The sequence below is a fragment of the Pectobacterium peruviense genome, from assembly GCF_003312355.2.
GTDB lineage: Bacteria > Pseudomonadota > Gammaproteobacteria > Enterobacterales > Enterobacteriaceae > Pectobacterium > Pectobacterium peruviense.
In genome coordinates this window covers 346,106-360,798 of record NZ_CP161826.1, presented here as the reverse complement: position 1 = coordinate 360,798, position 14,693 = coordinate 346,106, and the positions used below count along the sequence as shown (strand labels likewise).

Genomic DNA, 14,693 nt, shown 5'->3' with positions numbered 1-14,693 from the left:
ATTGGGGAATGGGGTACAACACACACTCATTCATTTGTATGGAAAAATTGTATATGGAACAATTTCGCACGGAACCAAAGATTAACTCCAGTTCCGTGTTTGATGATTACTTAACAACACCTACCGCTGTCGGGTCGGGATATAACATAGTCCACCGACCATTATCATTGTTAACGCTGGTTCCGGTCGCTGAAAGTTGATAGGTATCCGCATTCATTACAACATAGCGACGATTAGACAGAGCAAGCAATGTACCGTTGCCATTACCAGAATCGGTATAAATAAATGACTCGCTGTCGGTCACATTGTCAGCAGACGCAAATAAACGCCCATCAGAGGAGACAGAAATATATTTACCCGTCTGTATCGAACGAAAAGCGAATCTATTCTGATTAATGTAAACAGCCTGAATCCCACTATTTACCGACGGATTGACCCCATTCACGGCAATTGGCGCGGAAGCACCGGTGACGGCAGCCAGCGTTCCCGTGTTATCCTTATTCAGAGATTTACTGACGGACTGCAACACAATATACATATTGCTTGATGAAGAAGAATTCATGGCATTAATTAATCCTTCATAGGAAGGATGGTCAAAATAGAATTTCCCTATCGGCATACGGCTAATGACTTCTTTCGTGTACGGTAGCTTGGTTTCAGCAACGCCGGCAGCAGTAAATAAGCTGAGAATCCCCCGATATATTGGTCTGAACTCGCCACGAAACGCAGAAGAGATAGTCAGGCCGGAGATCCATGAACGTCCTTTTCCCATATCAGCAAGCGTATAACCTTTACCAGGAATCGGCGTATAGGGAACCGTATATCCCAAGTTATATTTCGCTGTATACTCCGCCGCCTTAACGAGTGGATAGCTATTATTCGGGTAGCTCACCATCTCTGCGCCATTAGTGTGATATTGACGCTGGTTATAGCCAATCTGTGCGGCCATCACTAATAAGCCTAACCCCCCTTGCGCATGCGCCTGATCCCGACCACTCTCCTGCAGTTGCCCATTATCATTTTGTACATAATGGATAACCGAACCGTTGCCTTCACCCTGTTTAAAGTAAGTTACGGCATTGTCATATATTTCAGAATCGCTCAGCCAGACACCTAAGCTCAAGTTAAATACCGTGTCGGCTGCATCCCAATTGCCATTCGCCCAACCGCCATTCACCTGACCATACGTTTTGGTTAATGGGTAAAATACGTTGGTCATCATTTTACTAAACTGCGCAATATCAGCCGATGACCAACCGCTGCCGCTATAGCGTAAAATTTCAGCCGCATTAAGCAATTTATAGCCATAAAGGCTGGCGGCAAGTTGTGCGTCGTTGCCCTTAATTTCCGTTAATGTTGCTGACCAGCCGTTAAGAATTTTTATCGCCGCATTAGCATAAGCGGGATTTTTGGTAATCGCCCATTCAATTGCGAGGGACAATGCGGCTGAAGCACTATTCTGTAATTCGCCATTTCCCGCACTTCCATTTGTGGGGTCGTTTCGGTATACCACCGCTTTAGACGTGACCGAATAAGTGGAGCCTGCCAAATAGTGAGATTGCAGCAGTTGCCAATCTGGGTACCAAGGTTCCTGCTTATTATTGACCCCTGCCTTCATCCGCTCCAAATCGGCTTGCGTATAAAGCATACCTGGGTGCAGGAACGCTTTATCATTCGCCGCAGCGTGGCTCACAGTTAGTCCGCCTAAAAACAGACTCAACAACATCATTATTAAGACAAATACACTTTTTTTCCTACTCATGCAGATATCCATACACCGTTTCCCTTTTATCAATAGATGTCTATGCCGAAGCGACACCAGTCCATTTTTCCAAGACAGTATCATCAATAATCGCGCAGCAGGGCAATCGCCAGCACGATGTATCGGTTCGACACCAGAGAATAATTGATAGCGATGGAATCAAGGCAAGGGGTTTCGGAAGATCAAAGCAGGGTTGTCTGTCTGGGGGCGTTGTTCGACAGGCAAAAAAAAGCCAGCACCCGAGCTGGCTAAATAATACTGGAAGCAATGTGAGCAATGTCGTGCCTTCACAGGGAAGCCGGATCGTCGTGAACACCCTTAACAAATCATCGTTAAACAATTCATCATTAACACAGGTACATGACATCGTTCCCCAGAACGCACAGCAATAATAATCATTATCATTCGCACTTGTAAAGTGCTTTTTGCGATAAATTCTTATTCTCAATACGGACGCAGGAACGCCCCGTTTTTGCTTCCTTTTTTGCGGTTTACTCTGGCTGCGCTAATGACCTCGCCAGCAGCGTGATCGGGTGCTCACACCGTTTGCTGGTCGACATCTCAATCTGCCATTTACAGGTTTCGCAGTCCGTCACCACGATATCGACGCCGCTCTCTTCAATCTGCTGGAACAGCGGAGCGCCAATGCCCTGCGACGTGGCATAATTCTCTTTCTTGAAGCCGTAAGTACCCGCAATACCGCAGCACTGGGAATCCAGCATTACCAGTTCAAGACCGGGGATACGTTGCAGCAGCGCTAGGGTATACGCCGTCCAGCCCATCCGTTCCAAGTGGCAAGGTGTGTGATATGCCACCCGCAGCGGCAATTTACGCAGAGGTAGCGTTCGCCCTTCTTCTTCCAGCAGGCGATAGAGCTGACGCGTCACCAGTTCGATACCATCACGCACGTGGCCGTTGTCCACACCCAGCAGATGTGGATACTCGTCCCGCAGCGTGAACGTACAGCTGGATGACGTCGCGACTACGGGCAAGGATTTCTGATTGATCGCCTCATCCAGTGATTTGATATTCGCGTGCGCCTGCTTTCTGGCTTTGTCGTGAAAACCATTGGCGATCAGCGGCACACCACAGCATTTCTCTTTATTCAGCAACTGAACGCCAATGCCCATCGCATTAAAGACCTGAACCAGATCCTTACCCAATTGTGGATGGTTGTAGTTCACATAACAGCCGTGGAAATAAGCGACTTGCTCATCATAAGCCTGCTGCTTTGCTGCCTGCTGACGATACCAGCGCCGAAAGGTACCGAACGAGTATTTCGGCAGTTGGCGACGATGGTCGATTTTCAACGCCTTATCCAGCAGTTGGCGCACCGGTTTCAGGCTGGTAGCCGTATTGACCAGCGGCGCAAACGGCGTGGCAATCGATCCCATGAAGTCGGTATGGCTCAGAATCGCGTCGCGCAACGTTGGCTTATGATTACTGTGCGTCGCTTTTGCACGCTGAATAATGTCGCCAATTTTGACATCCGATGGGCACGCGACCTCACAGCGTTTGCAGTTGGTGCAGTATTTCAGCGCATCGTCGTACAGCGCTGGATCTTTGCGGCGCAGGCGTTCACCGTCCGGCCCAGCCTGTTTCGGGCCAGGGTAAAGCGGATTCACGCGCGAAACCGGACAATACGTGGTACAGACCGTACATTTAATGCAATCTTCAAAACTGTTATCGCTAAGCAGGCTCATGGGTTGCCCTCCTTCAGGATCTGTTCGGCAACATGGAGCGCGCTGAGTAAGGAAACGCCAGCCCCACATCCCTGCACAATCGGGTCGAAACCTTCCAGCACTGCGCCAATCGCGTACAGATTGTTGACCGTCTCACCCGCGATACGCGGATGCAGGTGTTCATCGACGATCGCACCAAATTGCATATAGGGCTGCGGTGCAAACACATCCTGCTGGCTCCAGCCCTCGCGCTGCTCAGCAAACCGAATGTCTAGCCCAAAGACCGGTTCAGTTACCCGATCGAACTGTGTCACTAGCCCGTTACTGAAGAAGCTACCGCTCGCCAGCACCGCGTGTTTCGCACGCAGCGGAATATCGCGGTGATGGTGGCTATGAATCGCAATTTCTTGCGGAGACAGCGAAGCACGCACCGCGCGATCGCCCGGCATCACCATGCCACCCAATTGGCGAAAACGCTGTGACAGTGCCTGATGCAAACGTAACCCGAGTACTGACGGCGGTAATGTCGGTAACAGCAGCACCGGTTTACCTAACGCAGCAGCGAGTTCACGCACGATCTCAGGGCTGTCCAATCCCAGACAGGCTGGCATGATGATGGCATCGTTACCGTTAGCCAGAAGCGATAGCTCTTCCACCAGCGCCGCGCGGTTTTCTGGTCGATCCAGCACGCGGGCAATATTTACCGCGCGGAATTCGCTAGGGTTTTGACGCAACCGATCCAGCACGGGCAGTTTGAGTTCATCACTACGTGCCGCGATACCCTGCGTCTGAAGCCTGCCAGCCACAATTCGGGACTGAAAATCCAGAAAGCCCTCAATACCGGCAATGAGCGGATTGTCACCAAAATGGGAATTCGGCAGGCCACGCGTGACACCGTCAACCGGGCTTAGCCAGCATGCACGAAACTTACCTAACGGCGTCATACGCCAGTGGTTCTGCTGATGATTGCCCAACAGGGAGATATTGCTGCGTTCCAACAACGCCTCAACCTGTGGTAACAGTGCGGCAACTGCCGACGCCCCCATACGAGAATAAGGGTGATGAGGTGCCTGACGCGCCAGCTCGTCCAGCGCATCGAGCGCCTGGCTAACGGGCTGCCCGTCAGGGAGATGAGAAAGCAAATCCAGCGCACCGGAAGAAAAGTGCAGTGCATTCTGCCCAGCGCTGACAATCGCGCAGCGTTTTCCCTGTTCTGCCAAGCGGATACCGCAGGTCAGCCCTGCCAGTCCGCCGCCAATAATCACAACGTCATAGCGCATGACGATCCTCCTGACTGTCGCTGGCTGTCAAGCCGCACAATCCCTGATAAATCCAGCTGGTAAACTCGCTTTCGCGCAGCGCATTACCCCACGCGATGGGGCGAATGCCTTTCCAGCGTTCGTTCAAAAACTGGCTGAGCTGCGTAAGCGACTGCTCCGGCGTCGCGGTGCCCAGACGGCACAGCAGACCTGCCGCACGGCAGGCGCACAGCTCCCCCTGACAGGTGCCCATGCCAACACGAGTACGCCGACGTAAATCAATCAGGTTATTAACCTGCAACGATTCCACGGCGTAGCGCACTTCTCCCGCCGTCACGGCCTCACATTCGCACACCAGACTGCGGTCCAGACGTTCACCGGACAGCATTCGCCCAGCGCGTTCACCGTGGCGATAGATCGCCGAACCACGTAGCGGCGCAGAGAGCGGTTTTGCCGCGGGATACGCTGACAGAGCGTGGGGGGCGGTTTTCACTTCATTCAGCGATTCAGAACCGGGTAACGGCGTCTGCGCCGTCGAACAGGCGACGTCATGACTCAGCTTTTTGCAGATAGCGTCCGTCACCCATTCCGCCATCAGGCGATAGGTCATCAGCTTGCCGCCAGTGATGGTAATAAAACCTTCCAGCCCGTCGCGGCTAGCATGGTCGAGCAGCACAATGCCGCGACTCACGCTACGCCCGCTGGGATCGCTATCGTTGGCAACCAGCGGTCGGACGCCCGCATAGGCGCGTAGAATTCGCGTACTTGCCAGAGAGGGAGCCAGCATCGAACCTTCCCGCATCAGCGTTTCCACTTCAGCAGGCGTCACCAGCATATTGTCGATCTGATCGTAGTCGATGTGGGTTGAGGTGGTGCCAATCAGCGAAATGGTATCGCCCGGCACCAGAATGTCGGCATCTGCCGGTTTGCGACAACGGTTGATCACCATGTTGTTGATGCGGTGCCCAAGAATCAGCAGCGCGCCCTTTGCCGGGAACATGCGCACGCGCAGATCGGCATATTCTGCAATGTGCTGCCCCCAGATACCGCCAGCATTAACCACCACCTGCGCGTATATTTCTGTTTCTACACCTTTTTTATGGTCGAAAACGCGCACGCCGGTAATACGGTCACCCTGACGAATCAGCCCGATGACCTCATGATAGGTCAACACTTCCGCGCCGTGCTCACAGGCATCAATCATGTTGGCCGCTGTCAGGCGAAAAGGATCTACAGAGCCATCCGGCACGCGCACCGCGCCAATCAGTGTCGGGTTTGCTGCGGGTTCCAGCCGCAGCGCTTCCTGCGGATCCAGCGCCTGCGCGCCAATCCCAGCCTGCTGACAAGCGGTAATAAACTGCGCCTGCCAGCCAAGATCGTCTTCCGGCAAGGTGATAAACAGACCGTCGGTAGGCTCAATACAGTGCCGGGCGATCCGCCGAAGAATTTGGTTCTCTTCAATACATTCGCGGGCAGATTCACCATCCGTCACTGCATAACGGGCGCCGCTGTGTAATAAGCCGTGATTACGCCCGGTCGCACCGGTCGCAATATCATAACGTTCAAGTAACAGGCAGCGCAGTCCGCGCAGGGCACAGTCCCGTGCTGTACCCGCGCCCGTCGCACCACCGCCAATGACAACCACGTCAGTTTCACGCCAGTTCCCAGTGTTTTGCTTCATATTCTCGCTCCAGGCGGAGGATATAGAGGGTATGTATGTTGCTATTGGGACACAAAAAGAAGGGTTAATGTTTGATAAAGAGCAAAAACGAACACTAAACGAAAGCAAAGGGGAGTTTAAAAACAATAAGTGTGATTTGGGTCACTAAAACCACACTGTGGAATTTTCCGATTCTGTTAACATGAGCGCAAAAATCGTCACAGTTTCATAAAAGTGTAACATTAGCGTCATGAATCACACTCATTTGTACGCTAGCCCCTTACAATAACGTTCGTAATAGAACAAAAAAGCTATCGTTTTTTTTCGCATTGGAGATATCTATGCTGAGTATTTTTAGGCCCGCCGCCCACCAGCCACGCGTGTCGCAAGATCACGTCGATCCGCTCTATCGTCGCCTGCGTTGGCAGATTTTCATGGGGATCTTTTTTGGCTACGCCGCCTACTATCTGGTACGCAAAAACTTCACCTTGGCGATGCCTTATCTGATTGAACAGGGCTTCTCGCGCGGTGACCTTGGCTTTGCACTGTCCGGCATCTCCATCGCCTACGGTTTTTCCAAATTCATCATGGGTTCGGTCTCTGACCGTTCAAACCCACGGGTTTTCCTGCCTGCTGGTCTAATTTTGGCGGCTGCCGTCATGCTGTTCATGGGTTTTGTACCGTGGGCAACCTCCAGCATTGCCGTCATGTTCGTCCTGCTGTTCCTGTGCGGCTGGTTCCAGGGTATGGGCTGGCCACCGTGCGGACGTACTATGGTTCACTGGTGGTCACAGAAAGAACGTGGTGGCATCGTGTCCGTATGGAACTGCGCGCATAACGTCGGCGGCGGGCTTCCACCTCTGCTCTTCCTACTGGGTATGGCCTGGTTTAACGACTGGAAAGCAGCACTCTACATGCCTGCTTTCGCCGCCATTCTGGTTGCACTCATCGCATTTGCCTTAATGCGTGATACCCCGCAATCCTGTGGCCTACCGTCAGTTGAAGAGTACAAAAACGACTATCCGGTTGATTACAATGAAAAAGACGAAGAAGAACTGACAGCTAAGCAGATCTTCATGCAGTACGTTTTCCCGAACAAACTGTTGTGGTACATCGCTATCGCCAACGTCTTCGTTTACCTGCTGCGTTACGGCATCCTCGACTGGTCACCGACTTACCTGAAAGAAGTTAAACACTTCGCACTGGATAAATCGTCCTGGGCGTACTTCCTGTATGAATACGCGGGTATTCCGGGCACGCTGCTGTGCGGCTGGATGTCTGATAAGGTGTTCAAAGGTAACCGTGGTGCAACGGGCGTATTCTTCATGGTACTCGTTACCATCGCCACCATCGTTTACTGGATGAACCCAGCCGGTAATCCGGGTGTGGATATGGCATGTATGATCGTCATCGGCTTCCTGATTTACGGACCGGTTATGCTTATCGGTCTGCACGCGCTGGAACTGGCACCGAAGAAAGCGGCAGGCACAGCGGCAGGCTTCACCGGTCTGTTCGGCTACCTCGGTGGCTCCGTTGCCGCCAGCGCCATCGTCGGCTACACCGTTGACTTCTTCGGTTGGGACGGCGGCTTCATGGTGATGATTGGCGGCAGCATTATGGCTGTGCTTCTGTTGATTGTTGTTATGCTGAATGAGAAAAAACATAAAGCAGAGTTAGCCAATCGCGCCTAACCCGCTCTTGTAAGCATCCCTCTGGCGGCGTCCTGATGACGCCGCCTTTCTCTCAACAGAAAGAGGTTTGATCGCATGAACGTTACCGTAACATCTCTGATCTCCGCCCTCGCGCTCTCCGTTTCCTTTAGTGCTTCTAGTAACGCCGACACTTCCGCTTCATCAACCGATAAAATTGTCATTGCCCACCGTGGTGCCAGCGGTTATCTGCCTGAGCATACGCTTCCGGCGAAGGCGATGGCCTACGCTCAGGGTGCCGATTATCTGGAACAGGATTTGGTACTCACTAAAGATAACGCGCTTATTGTCCTGCACGATCACTATCTGGATCGCGTTACCGATGTGGCAGAACGTTTCCCACAGCGTGCCCGCAAAGATGGACGTTTTTACGCTATCGACTTTACGCTGAAAGAGATCAAATCACTGAAATTCACCGAAGGGTTCGACATCAAAGACGGCAAGCAGGTACAGAGCTACCCAAACCGTTTCCCGATGTGGAAATCCGACTTCCGCATTCATACCTTTCAGGAAGAGATTGAATTTATTCAGGGTATGAACCACTCAACTGGCAAGAACATCGGCCTCTATCCTGAAATCAAAGCACCGTGGTTTCACCATCAGGAAGGGAAAGACATCGCACGCGAAACGCTGACCGTGCTGAAGCAGTATGGCTATACGGAGAAAAGCGATAAGGTCTTCCTGCAATCGTTTGATGTTGCAGAGTTAAAGCGCATCAAAACCGAATTACAGCCACAGATGAAGATGGATCTGAATCTGATTCAACTGGTCGCCTATACCGACTGGCATGAAACCTACGAAAAACAGGCCGATGGGGCGTGGGTGAATTACAACTACGATTGGATGCAAAAGCCCGGTGCAATGAAACAGATTGCGACCTATGCCGACGGTATCGGCCCGGACTACCACATGCTAGTTCAAAAAGGGTCGACGCCTGGCAACATCACCTTTACCGATATGGTGAAGGAAGCCCATCAGCACAAACTTCAGGTGCACCCGTTTACGGCAAGAGCCGACAGGCTACCGACGTACGCCAAAGATATCGATCAGCTCTATGACATTCTCTACTATCAGGCGGACGTTGACGGCCTGTTTACCGATTTTCCCGACAAAGCAGTCGATTTTCTGAAAAAGCCGCGCTGAAGTTATCATGCTGGTCACTTAAGCATGGATTTAGAGGGAAACACGATGATGAGGCTCCCGCAGGGATGCCTCGCACCGTGGTCGCCCTCGGTATCTCGATCCTCAAACGAGCGCTGAAGTTCAAAGTTATCATCGGGCATCGCGTGCCCGATGATACATCGTTTCAATAATGCACCGCTTACTTCAGAAACAATTCCCGCAGGTAATTCGGCACCGCACTGTCTGCATTAGAACCAATTACTTCGCGATCCGGTAGCAAATCTTTCAAGCGCTGATGCGCGTTCTCCATGACGCAGCCTTTCCCGGCCATCGACAACATTTCGTAGTCGTTCATGCCATCGCCAAACGCTACGCACTCTTTGAGCGAGAAGCCGATAATCTTCGCTACCTGCTCCAGCGCATGGCCTTTAGACACGCCGCCTGCCATCACTTCCAGACAAGTGAGGGTCGAAAAACTCACGTTGACGCGGTCGCCCCAACGCGCGTTGATCGCTTCTTCAAACGGAAGCAGCTGTTCATGAGAATCGCAGGTAAAGAACACCTTGCTAACGCCATCGGTCTCAAGCAGTGCAGGCTCGAACAGCTTGTATTTAAAGATCGACTCTTTGAAGAAACGCTCTTCTTCCGCACGCGGACGGTTCATAAACCATTCGTCATCACGGTACACGTGCGTCAGCATATCGGGGTTAGTGTGCACAATGCTGTAAAGGTCGCGGGCAATATCCTGATCCAGATTGTGACTGAAAATCAGCTCGCCCTGCGAGTTGTGTACGCGCGCGCCATTCGAGGTAATCATAAACGCGCTGATACCGAGATTATCGCGGATTTGCGCGACATCCATGTGATGCCGTCCGGTCGCGAACACAAAGTGAATCCCTTTCTCCGTCAGCAGCCTGAGGGTTTCTTTCGCATACGGGGACAGCGAGTGGTCAGGTGACAGCAGTGTGCCATCTAAATCGGAAGCAACGACATGGTACATAACGATGAGATCTCACTTCTGGTGTATTGGCGGCACGCGCCGCAAAAAATGAACGAGGTTGCTGGCAGTATCCGTTGAGCGATTTGCCAACAGTCTAAAATTAATGATAGCGCGCAAAGTGCGCAAAAATCAGCGCAAATGCATGAGCGCGGAGACTATCCGTCTCAAATAGAATTTCATGCCGCGCGCCGTGGATAACCTGCAAAACGCCGTTCGAATTGGCATCACCGCTCTGAGTCAGTGTCTGGCAAAACGCATTCTGACTGCGATTATCCACCACGCGCTCCTCTTCCGCCTGTAGCAGCAGAAGCGGCGTCGTCACGGCGCTGGCCTGTGCCAGCAGCTGTTTCCCAGCCTGTATCGCCTCACGCACCCAGTGGTAAGTAGGGCCACCAACACGCAAATCTGGCGAATCCGCGTAAAATCGAATACTACGCTGGTAGCGTTCGCGGCTGTGCGTCAGCACATTCATTCGGTAAGGCAGAGGACGCCACTGTCCCGTGCCTATAGCGTAATAATCACGTATCGCTGGACGACGTTCCGCCCAATCGACGATCCACTCGGCCACGCAATGAGGAAGCGGTAAACGAATGCCGAACATCGGCGCACACAGCGCCGCCGCATCAAACATCTCAGGTTGGCGAACCAAAAGCTGTGCCAAAATCGCGCCGCCCATGGAATGCGCCAGCGCAAACCGGCGGGTATATCGCGTAGGTTCAATGTGCTGCTGGCACAGCGTTTCAGCATCATCGACATAATCACTGAAGCGCTGCACGTGTCCGCGATGGCCATCTTGCAGCACCCGCCCAGACCGCCCTTGCCCACGGTGATCCATGATGAGCACATCATAGCCGCAATGAAAGAGGTCATACGCCACTTCGCTATATTTGACGTAACTTTCGATGCGGCCAGAAAAAACCACGACAATTTTGTCGTGCTGCGGCGCGGTAAAGCGAACAAACCGGATCGGCACATCATCCACGCCAGAGAATTCGCCCTCTTCGCGCTGACGCCAGAAATCTAGTAATTCTCCGGTAGCAAAAGCGGCAAACTGCGCTTCTCGCGTTAACAGGCCTGCCGTTAACGATTCAGGTGTTAACCGTTCCGACGTAAACAACGTATTGCGGCGTTGAATCATCACACCTCTCCGGTGACACAGGGAAAACAAAGCTAGCGGAAGAACATGACAAGCGGTGGATCACGAGCGTATTGTGACATAAAAAACAGACAGACTCTCGTAATACAGAACGTGATTCAGGAGCAGGATTTCATGACATTGGATTGGTGGTTAACCTACTTACTCACAACACTTATTCTCAGCCTGTCACCCGGTTCGGGGGCCATCAACACCATGAGTACGGGGATTAGTCACGGCTATCGCGGCGCGGCAGCTTCAATCTGTGGTTTACAGGTTGGGCTGGCTATTCATATCGTGCTGGTCGGCATTGGGTTAGGCGCGTTGCTTAACCAGTCTATGCTGGCTTTCGATGTGCTGAAATGGCTGGGCGCGGCTTATCTGATTTGGCTAGGGATTCAGCAGTGGCGTGCCGCCGGGGCACTCGACCTTCAGGCGCTCGCCAGCGCGATGCCGCGTCGCAAACTCTTTAAACGTGCGATATTGGTGAACCTGACCAACCCAAAAAGCATTGTGTTTCTGGCTGCGCTGTTCCCACAATTTATTATCCCTCACCAGCCGCAGGCCGCACAGTATTTGGTGTTGGGTATCACCACCGTTGTTGTCGATATTATCGTGATGATTGGTTACGCTACGCTAGCCACGCGTATCGCTGGGTGGCTGAAAGGCCCACGGCAGATGAAGACACTCAACCGGATATTTGGATCGCTGTTCGTGCTGGTCGGCGCGTTACTCGCCACAGCGAGAAAGGCCTGATGAAGACAGCGCGCCGTGTCGAATCACAGCGCGCTTTTATTTCTCCACCGGAAATGCTCTGGGGGAAAGGTTAGCGAGAGAAGATCAGGTGTAAACCGAAACCGGTAAACAATACGCCCGCCACGCCATCCACCCACTTCGCCAGACGCTGATAGCCACGGCGCATGGTAGGTAGTGCGAACACGATTGCGACCAGACTGAACCACAACAGCGTTTCAATCGAGATCAGCGCAAACAAGCCCCAACGCGCACCGCTGCCAACGCTGTCGCCGACAAACAGTGAAAACACGCTGCCGAAGTAGATCAGTGCTTTTGGGTTCGCCAGATTCGTCAATAATCCACGCATAAAGGTTTTACCGCGCTGCGGCAGCACAACCGCCGTTTCCTGCGTGGTTTCCAACTGTGCTTTACTCCGCGCGGAGCGCAGCATCTGCCAGCCCATCCAGCACAGATACAGCCCACCACCGACGGTAATTGCCGTATGCAGCCAGGCCATTTTTTGCAACAGCAGGTGTAGCCCCAACAGCGCGATAGCCGCCCAGACCACCACACCCAGAGAAATGCCCAACACGCCCATCATCGCTTCACGGCGCGACCGGCTAGCTGCGGTTTGTGAAACGAAAAAGAAATCCGGCCCTGGGCTCATCAGCGCAATGAAATGCACCAGCGCCACCGTCAGAAATAGCATCAGCATGTTGGTTTTCCTGTTTTTAAATGCAATCAAACAAGACGAGCATCACTCGTCATCATTATCGACATGATCGCGAATCATGTTCATGAAAGGCGCGCCGAAACGTTCAAGTTTGCGGTGGCCGACCCCGTTGATATTCAGCAGCTCGCCCGCCGTGATCGGCATCAGTTCTGCCATCTCCAGCAGCGTGGCATCGCTGAATACCACGTAAGGCGGAATGTTGTCTTCGTCCGCGATGGATTTACGCAGTTTACGCAATTTGGCAAACAGCTTGCGGTCGTAATTCCCACCGTAAGATTTTTGATTAGCGCGGGGTTTCAGGTTAATCGCACGCGGCACGGCCAGTTGCAGCGACATTTCCCCCCGCAATACTGGACGTGCAGATTCGGTAAGCTGTACGGCAGAGTGCATCGTAATATTTTGGTTCAACAAACCCAGATGAATCAGTTGGCGCAGCACGCTGACCCAATGTTCCTGCGATTTATCCTTACCAATCCCGTAGACCGGCAATTTATCATGGCCGAAATCGCGGATACGTTGGTTATTCGCACCGCGCAGCACCTCGACGATATACCCCAGGCCAAAACGCTGTCCGACCCGATACACGCAGGAAAGTGCCTTTTGCGCCTCAACCAGCCCGTCGTAGCGCTTCGGAGGATCGAGACAAACATCGCAGTTGCCGCAGGCTTCTTGGCGTCCTTCACCGAAATAGTTCAGTAGCACCAGACGGCGGCAGGTCTGCGCCTCGGCAAACGCGCCCATCGCATTGAGCTTATGACGTTCAATATCCAACTGCGGCCCGGCGGGTTTCTCTTCCAGACAGCGACGCAGCCACGCCATATCCGCCGGATCGTAGAACAGTGCGGCTTCGGCAGCGAGGCCATCACGCCCGGCACGTCCCGTTTCCTGATAGTAAGATTCGATATTGCGCGGAATATCAAAATGCACCACGAATCGCACGTTAGGCTTGTTGATACCCATACCAAACGCGACGGTCGCCACCACCACCTGAAGATCGTCACGCAGGAACGCTTCCTGTACCTGTGCGCGTCGTTCATTATCCAGCCCGGCGTGATAAGCCCCCGCACTCAGCCCACGGGCCTGCAAACGGGCGCTGATATCTTCCACGCGGGAACGGCTATTACAGTAGATGATGCCGCTTTTTCCACGCTGCGCCTGCACGAACATCCAGAGCTGATCGAGCGGCTTAAACTTCTCCACCAGCGTGTAGCGGATATTCGGGCGGTCAAAACTGCTGATCTGAATCAGCGGCGACTGAAGATCCAACAGACGAACGATATCGTTCCGCGTGGTCTCGTCGGCGGTAGCCGTCAGCGCAATAAAAGGAAGATGAGGGAAACGCTGTTTAATCTGCCCCAGCGCGCGGTATTCAGGACGGAAATCGTGTCCCCATTGGGAAATGCAGTGCGCTTCATCCACCGCGATCAGTGAAATCTGCCAGTAGCCGAGGTGTTCGAGAAAGCTTTCTGTCGTCAGGCGTTCTGGCGCAATATAAAGTAGCTTAATCTGACCAGTACGACAGCCCGCCATCACCTCAAGCTGCTGTTCGCGCGTCTGCGTCGAATTGAGGCAAGCTGCGGAGACGCCGTAAGCCTGGAGCTGATCGACCTGATCTTTCATCAGAGAAATTAGTGGCGACACCACCAGCGTCAGCCCGTCCATCACCAAGGCGGGGATTTGGTAGCACAGCGATTTACCGCCGCCTGTCGGCATGATAACCAGACAATCCTGCCCACTGAGCGTCGCGCTGATAATTTCCTGCTGACCCGGTCGGAATTGCTGGTAGCCGAACGTGTCCCGTAGAACCTGAACCGCCAGCGCTTCCTTATTCAATACTTCCGCCGTAGACACGCCTTCCCCAATTCAATGAAATCAAACAGGCGCTATTTTCAGCGC

11 protein-coding genes are annotated in these 14,693 nt (G+C 52.9%); 3 read left to right on the top strand and 8 right to left on the bottom strand.

Translation table 11 applies throughout. The annotated features are described in order from the left end of the window. Positions 1-106: 106 nt before the first annotated feature. The 4 genes from DUT67_RS01660 to glpA form a co-directional block, all read right to left on the bottom strand. On the bottom strand, positions 107-1,762 hold the full coding sequence (locus tag DUT67_RS01660) for an alginate lyase family protein (RefSeq protein WP_223254635.1): 1,656 nt from the start codon (positions 1,760-1,762) through the stop codon (positions 107-109). A 491-nt stretch (positions 1,763-2,253) separates the two neighbouring features. After that, on the bottom strand, positions 2,254-3,465 hold the full coding sequence (glpC, locus tag DUT67_RS01655) for an anaerobic glycerol-3-phosphate dehydrogenase subunit GlpC (protein WP_048262862.1): 1,212 nt from the start codon (positions 3,463-3,465) through the stop codon (positions 2,254-2,256). Next, the gene (glpB, locus tag DUT67_RS01650; protein ID WP_113632670.1) at positions 3,462-4,724 is read right to left on the bottom strand and encodes a glycerol-3-phosphate dehydrogenase subunit GlpB; all 1,263 of its coding nucleotides are present in this window, start codon (positions 4,722-4,724) and stop codon (positions 3,462-3,464) included. Before glpB ends, glpC begins: the two co-directional genes overlap by 4 nt. Beyond that, positions 4,714-6,384, bottom strand: a complete 1,671-nt coding sequence (gene glpA / locus DUT67_RS01645; protein ID WP_113632671.1) for an anaerobic glycerol-3-phosphate dehydrogenase subunit A — start codon at positions 6,382-6,384, stop codon at positions 4,714-4,716. Before glpA ends, glpB begins: the two co-directional genes overlap by 11 nt. Before the next feature lie 320 nt (positions 6,385-6,704). On the opposite strand from glpA, the gene glpT reads away from it, so the two are divergent. Together glpT and glpQ are read left to right on the top strand one after the other, a co-directional pair. Then, positions 6,705-8,054 carry a glycerol-3-phosphate transporter gene (glpT, locus tag DUT67_RS01640; RefSeq protein WP_048262867.1) on the top strand — a complete coding sequence of 450 codons (1,350 nt, stop codon included), beginning with the start codon at positions 6,705-6,707 and terminating at the stop codon, positions 8,052-8,054. Positions 8,055-8,129: 75 nt separating this feature from the next. Beyond that, positions 8,130-9,215 carry a glycerophosphodiester phosphodiesterase gene (gene glpQ / locus DUT67_RS01635; protein ID WP_113632672.1) on the top strand — a complete coding sequence of 362 codons (1,086 nt, stop codon included), beginning with the start codon at positions 8,130-8,132 and terminating at the stop codon, positions 9,213-9,215. Positions 9,216-9,393: 178 nt separating this feature from the next. On the opposite strand, the gene yigL is transcribed toward glpQ, so the two are convergent. Both yigL and pldB read right to left on the bottom strand, forming a co-directional pair. Then, entirely contained in the window at positions 9,394-10,194 is an 801-nt protein-coding gene (gene yigL / locus DUT67_RS01630) for a sugar/pyridoxal phosphate phosphatase YigL (RefSeq protein WP_048262871.1), read from the bottom strand. A gap of 100 nt (positions 10,195-10,294) precedes the next feature. Continuing rightward, positions 10,295-11,332: a lysophospholipase L2 gene (gene pldB, locus DUT67_RS01625; RefSeq protein WP_113632673.1), complete on the bottom strand. Its 1,038-nt coding sequence runs from the start codon at positions 11,330-11,332 to the stop codon at positions 10,295-10,297. Between the two features lie 132 nt (positions 11,333-11,464). Between pldB and rhtB the strand changes: the two genes are divergently transcribed. Then, a complete protein-coding gene (rhtB, locus tag DUT67_RS01620) occupies positions 11,465-12,085 on the top strand; it encodes a homoserine/homoserine lactone efflux protein (RefSeq protein ID WP_113632674.1) in 621 nt (206 codons plus the stop codon). Positions 12,086-12,155: 70 nt separating this feature from the next. Here rhtB and rhtC read toward each other — a convergent pair whose 3' ends face one another. Both rhtC and recQ read right to left on the bottom strand, forming a co-directional pair. Further along, positions 12,156-12,779, bottom strand: a complete 624-nt coding sequence (gene rhtC, locus DUT67_RS01615; protein WP_011095642.1) for a threonine export protein RhtC — start codon at positions 12,777-12,779, stop codon at positions 12,156-12,158. A 42-nt stretch (positions 12,780-12,821) separates the two neighbouring features. Then, positions 12,822-14,648 (bottom strand): ATP-dependent DNA helicase RecQ, encoded by a 1,827-nt coding sequence (gene recQ / locus DUT67_RS01610; protein ID WP_113632675.1) that lies wholly within the window; start codon positions 14,646-14,648, stop codon positions 12,822-12,824. Positions 14,649-14,693 lie beyond the last annotated feature (45 nt).

Coding starts and splice junctions, on each gene's coding strand:
- glpT (WP_048262867.1), top strand. CDS start 6,705: ATGCTGAGTATTTTTAGGCCCGCCGCCCACCAGCCACGCGTGTCGCAA.
- pldB (WP_113632673.1), bottom strand. CDS start 11,332: ATGATTCAACGCCGCAATACGTTGTTTACGTCGGAACGGTTAACACCT.
- yigL (WP_048262871.1), bottom strand. CDS start 10,194: ATGTACCATGTCGTTGCTTCCGATTTAGATGGCACACTGCTGTCACCT.
- glpB (WP_113632670.1), bottom strand. CDS start 4,724: ATGCGCTATGACGTTGTGATTATTGGCGGCGGACTGGCAGGGCTGACC.
- glpA (WP_113632671.1), bottom strand. CDS start 6,384: ATGAAGCAAAACACTGGGAACTGGCGTGAAACTGACGTGGTTGTCATT.
- glpQ (WP_113632672.1), top strand. CDS start 8,130: ATGAACGTTACCGTAACATCTCTGATCTCCGCCCTCGCGCTCTCCGTT.
- rhtB (WP_113632674.1), top strand. CDS start 11,465: ATGACATTGGATTGGTGGTTAACCTACTTACTCACAACACTTATTCTC.
- DUT67_RS01660 (WP_223254635.1), bottom strand. CDS start 1,762: ATGAGTAGGAAAAAAAGTGTATTTGTCTTAATAATGATGTTGTTGAGT.
- rhtC (WP_011095642.1), bottom strand. CDS start 12,779: ATGCTGATGCTATTTCTGACGGTGGCGCTGGTGCATTTCATTGCGCTG.
- glpC (WP_048262862.1), bottom strand. CDS start 3,465: ATGAGCCTGCTTAGCGATAACAGTTTTGAAGATTGCATTAAATGTACG.